Source organism: Kitasatospora sp. NPDC007106, from assembly GCF_040634455.1.
Taxonomy (GTDB): Bacteria; Actinomycetota; Actinomycetes; order Streptomycetales; family Streptomycetaceae; genus Kitasatospora; species Kitasatospora arboriphila.
In genome coordinates this window covers 1-2,685 of sequence record NZ_JBEYFP010000779.1, presented here as the reverse complement: position 1 = coordinate 2,685, position 2,685 = coordinate 1, and the positions used below count along the sequence as shown (strand labels likewise).

The following is a 2,685-nucleotide window of genomic DNA, read 5'->3' as shown; positions in this document are numbered from 1 at the left end:
CCCGCGCCGCGGGTCAGCCCTGCGCGGCGGCGAACCGGGCGGTGACGTCCTGCCAGTTCACGACCTCCCACAGCCGCTCAACGTAGTCGGGGCGGACGTTGCGGTACTGCAGGTAGTAGGCGTGCTCCCAGGCGTCGAAGGCGAGCAGCGGGGTGGTGCCCTGGCCGACGTTGCCGTGGTGGTCGTAGACCTGCTCGACGATCAGGCGCCGGCCGAGCGGCTCCCAGGAGAGGATGCCCCAGCCGCTGCCCTGGACGCCGACGGTGGCGGTGGTCAGCTGCTTGCGGAGGGCCTCGAAGGAGCCGAAGTGCTCGGTGATCGCGTCGCCGAGGGCGCCGTCGGGGCGGTCGCCGCCCTCCGGGGAGAGGTTCTGCCAGAACAGCGAGTGCAGGACGTGGCCGGAGAGGTGGAAGGCGAGCGTCTTCTGCAGGCCGACGAGGCCGCCGTACTGCTCCTGGTCGCGCGCCTCGGCGAGCTGTTCGAGGGTGTCGTTGGCGCCCTTGACGTAGGCGGCGTGGTGCTTGGAGTGGTGCAGCTCCAGGATCTCGGCGGACATCGCGCGCTCGAGGGCGGAGTAGTCGTACGGCAGGTCGGGAAGCGAGTAGGTGCCCATGGCGGGACGCGGCCCCTTTCGACGGACGGTGGTGATCGTGCCGGGGCCACACTATTGCCTATAACTTGCAAGAGCGAATCATTTGCTTCAGCATGTTGAGTGCGAGGTCGGCCGGTCGGCCGTCCGGGGCGCCGTGCGTCCTTCCTGACCGACGATCGTCTTCCCAGCCGGCGCCTGCCGGGACGCGGCCGACCCCGCGTCACGGCGTGCGCCCGGGAGCACACGCCCCGGAGCCGCCGGCCGGCGGGTGCCCACGGGTGGGTGGGTCCGCCGGCCGGCTTCCGTGCGGTCGTGCCTCCGGTCAGGGCGCCCAGGGCGCGTCGACGGACCAGGTGGTGTCGGCGACGAAGCCGGGCGTGTTGCCGTCCCAGGCGTTCGGCCCGCCGTAGGTGGCGATCCAGACCTGCGAGTCGATGTGCCGCAGGTAGCGGTCCGGGTAGTTGTAGGCGGTGAACCGGACGCCGCCGCTGCCGGGCCGGGCGCAGAAGGTCGCGTCGGCCTGGAAGAGCGCGCCGCTGCCGGCCTCCCGGTACACCCGGCTGTCGCGGTGCCGCAGGTACTCCCCCGGGTAGTTGCGCGACTCGAAGGAGTAGCAGCTGCCGTCGGCCAGGCCCGGGACGACCTTCCAGGTGGCGTCGGCCTTCAGCAGGGCGGTGCTGCCCGCGTCGACCGGGTCGGTGTTGGCGAGGCCGTCGTAGTGCCGCAGGTAGCGGGTGGTGCAGCACGGGGTGGTGACCCGCAGCGACTCGTAGGCGCCGGTCTGCAGCACCGGGTTGCCGGGGGTCGTCCGGGACGCCTCGATCAGCGCCAGGTTGGCGCTGCGGACGCGGTTCTGGTCGACCTTGACCACCTGGCGGTCGTAGCTGAGCAGGCCGTTGGCCTCGTTCTCCACGTCGGTGATCTCGGTGTAGACCGAGGCCGAGAGGCCGGCCGGCATCTGGTTGAGCCGGATCGAGTCGAGCAGGCCAGTGAAGCGGTCGTTCAGCGCCGCGGTGCTCGGCTGGTCCTCGTAGCTGAACCCGCCGCCGGGGTACCACTCGTGGCCGGGCACCCGCTGGCCGAGGCCGCCGTACTCGCCGAGGACGGCGGCGCGGGTGGCGGTGGGCCGGGTCGCGCCGGGGCCGACGTAGACGTGGTTGTCGACCACGTCGCCGTTGCCGCCGTCGACCGAGCCGCAGCAGTTGACGCCGCTCATGTTGTCGACCAGCCGGGACGGGTCGTAGGCCTTCACGTCGTCGGCGATCCGGGCCTGGTCGTACTGGCCCCAGCCCTCGTTCTCGTCCACCCACTGGATCAGCGCCGGCGAGCTGCGGTGCTGGTCGATGATCCGGTGGTACTCGGCCTCCCACTGGGTGCGGGCGGCGGAGTCCGGGGTGCGGGTGTCCATCGCCGGCATGTCCTGCCAGACCAGCAGGCCGAGCCGGTCGGCCCAGTAGAACCAGCGCTGCGGCTCGACCTTGATGTGCTTGCGGACCATGTTGAAGCCGAGGTCCTTGTGCTTCTGCAGGTCGAACCTGAGCGCGTCGTCGGTGGGCGCGGTGTAGATGCCGTCCGGCCAGTAGCCCTGGTCGAGGGTGCCGGTCTGGAAGACGAACCGGCCGTTCAGCACCGGCCGCTCGACGCCGTTGACGGTGGCGACGGCGATCGAGCGCATGCCGGTGTAGCTGCCGACCGAGTCCTCGGTGGCGGAGCCGGAGAGCAGGTCGGCGCGGACGTCGTAGAGGAACGGGTCCTCCGGCGTCCACAGGTGCGGGTTCGGGACGGCCACCGAGAGGGCGCTGCCGACCGGGCCGGTGGCGGTGGCGACGGTGGTGCCGCCGGTGGAGACGGTGATCCGGGCGGTGCGGCCGCCCGCGTTCTCGCCGAGCACGGTCACCCGCAGGGCGTTGGCGGCGAGGTCGGGCACCAGGTCGAGCCGGGTGACGTTGGCGGCGGCCACCGGCTCCAGCCAGACGGTCTGCCAGATGCCGGACGCGGCGGTGTAGAAGATGCCGCCGCCGGAGTGCGGCTGCACGCCGTTGGTGTTGCGCTGCTTGCCGACGGCGCCGCCACCGGTCTGGGTCGGGTCCCAG

2 protein-coding genes are annotated in these 2,685 nt (G+C 72.0%); both read right to left on the bottom strand.

Going from position 1 to position 2,685, the window contains the following annotated elements:
- Nucleotides 1–13: 13 nt before the first annotated feature.
- Complete coding sequence (locus ABZ641_RS32235) at nt 14–613, bottom strand: superoxide dismutase (protein WP_359987576.1); 600 nt, start codon at nt 611–613, stop codon at nt 14–16.
- Between the two features lie 301 nt (nt 614–914).
- On the bottom strand, nt 915–2,685 hold a 1,771-nt coding region (locus tag ABZ641_RS32230; protein ID WP_359987574.1), incomplete at its 5' end, for an AbfB domain-containing protein.

Bases quoted from the DNA above. Each gene is read 5' to 3' on its own strand.
- ABZ641_RS32235 (WP_359987576.1), bottom strand. From the start codon at position 613: ATGGGCACCTACTCGCTTCCCGACCTGCCGTACGACTACTCCGCCCTC.